Origin of the sequence: Mitsuokella jalaludinii DSM 13811, from assembly GCF_000702905.1 — a bacterium.
In the GTDB taxonomy this organism is placed as follows: Bacteria; Bacillota; Negativicutes; order Selenomonadales; family Selenomonadaceae; genus Mitsuokella; species Mitsuokella jalaludinii.
On the sequence record NZ_JNKR01000061.1, the window covers coordinates 1 to 2,012 of the forward strand.

Below are 2,012 nucleotides of genomic sequence, written 5' to 3' on the forward strand. Positions count from 1 at the left end.
GGTGACGATGACATTTTTCAGGCCTCGATTGACAAGACTCTTAGCTGCGGCTTCCACCTCATCAAGTGTCGAGACTGGCATCTCTGTCAAGATGGCTAACTCTGTTTCGTTTGGCATGAAGAAGTCACATTGGCAGGCTTTGTCTATACGCAGTTCCTTTGTTGCTGGTGCAGGATTTAATAACACTGGGATTCCGTGCCTTTTACCAAAGTCGATAGCGTAATATACGGTTTCCAGAGAAATCTCTAACTGCAGGATGATCAGCTGGCAGTTCTTGAGATCTTCTTCAGCGTCATCGATGTCTTTGGGGAGCAGGTATTTATTGGCTCCTTTAATAATCAGGATGCTGTTCTGTCCGCTTTTGTCTACAAAAATCGGTGCAACGCCGCTAGATACACCCTGGACTTTTTGAACGTATTTTGTATCAATGCCAGCATTCTTGAAATTGGCGATGGTATTATCTGCGAAAACGTCATCACCAACTTTTGTCATCATCAATACATCGGCACCGTATTTTGCAGCTGCAACTGCCTGATTGGCTCCTTTTCCGCCGCAGCCCATGGAAAAATCAGGTGCTTCCAGTGTTTCGCCCAGTACAGGCATGCGTGTGATATATGAAGTCAGGTCAACCATATTCGACCCGATTACAGCTATTTTCATGGGGAATACTTCCTTTCGCAATGATGTTATTTCAGGCCCGTCAGAACTGTGAAGGTCTTCTTCTCATTTGGTTTCAAGTAGAGAAGAGTACCAGCTTTCTTAGCTGCGAGGAATCCTTCCGGACGGCAAGTAGCAGGCAGGACAAAGGCTGCTACCTGAAGGTCGTCGTTCTTCATGATCCAGCGGGTAGCACTGGTGAAGTCTTTTGTGGAGAAATCCGTACGGAAGCCGTATCCTTTAGGGGAATCAATCTCTACCGTGACATCTGGGGCGTACTGGTCGATATGGTCTGCCATAAAGACAATCTCAGGATCGTACATGTCAGGCTGGTCAAGAACCTCTAAGCTGCGGCCCTCTTTCTGCAACTTTTTAATTTCTTCATTGTATGCAAGCCATTTTTCAGTTGGATGAACATGCGAGGGGATGGATTCGCGCAGTTTAAATGCTGTAGCAGGGATGTTAGAGGAAATGCGTCCCTGATCAACGTAGGCGTAGTTCATATGGCACATGTACTGCAAAGGCATTTCTGTACATGTGAGGTTCGTGACTTCCATGTGGATAGTAAAGCGAGTGGCATCTTTTTTCAGGGAGACACTTGGCTGCGCAATATAATGATAACCGAAGCCTTGGCAGTATTCATATTTGCTGACGAGCGAAACTGAGTCATCGCTTATCTCAAGCCATGCTTCATCCATCTTAGCACAAGAGAACTCACCATGCATTGGATGTGTATCTTCAGGTCCTGGGCAGCCATTAGCTAATAATCCGGAATGGAAAGCAAAACAGCCGTACGTATCAACAATGCATGTGGCAGGTTTTGGCTCTTTGAAAATATTCTTGAGACGCAAACTGATGCCATTGAATTCAGCATCCCAGATGATTTGTCCCATATAAGGAAGCAATTCTACGTATCCCTTGGAGTTAGCAATCTTTACGGATTCAATTCCAGATGGATAGCGGAATAACGTGACTTTGAAGTCATCATTCTCGATTATATCTGTATGATTTTCTTTAAAATAAGATTTATTCAGATAAATTTTACTAGAAATAGACATGGAAATGACCTCCTAAGTGAATCCATTGCGAATCAATCTACAAGCATGGAATTTCTTTATGCAGGTGCTGTGCACAGTCTTATGCTTCTTTTGCCTCTGCACGATACTTCTGGAAGAAGTAAATGCCGACATAGAGGAAGCAGAAGAAGTTGACAATGAACGAGAACTGCATGGATCCGGTTATATCAGAGACATAACCTTGGATTGCCGGAACGATGGCACCGCCGATGATGGACATGACCAGGACAGCGCCAGCCGTAGCTGTGTACTTTTTATCGACAGTTTTGAGCGTTTCAC

2 protein-coding genes and 1 pseudogene are annotated in these 2,012 nt (G+C 44.6%); all 3 read right to left on the reverse strand.

Annotation, left to right across the window (positions count from 1 at the left end):
• Positions 1-660: PfkB family carbohydrate kinase (locus tag T518_RS11170; RefSeq protein ID WP_036378991.1), on the reverse strand; the 660-nt coding region annotated here is incomplete at its 3' end.
• Between the two features lie 26 nt (positions 661-686).
• Positions 687-1,715 (reverse strand): aldose 1-epimerase family protein, encoded by a 1,029-nt coding sequence (locus tag T518_RS11175; protein WP_155948187.1) that lies wholly within the window; start codon positions 1,713-1,715, stop codon positions 687-689.
• A gap of 79 nt (positions 1,716-1,794) precedes the next feature.
• A pseudogene (locus tag T518_RS12155) lies at positions 1,795-2,012 on the reverse strand (L-fucose:H+ symporter permease); the annotation flags it as partial.

Coding starts and splice junctions, on each gene's coding strand:
- T518_RS11175 (WP_155948187.1), bottom strand. CDS start 1,715: ATGTCTATTTCTAGTAAAATTTATCTGAATAAATCTTATTTTAAAGAA.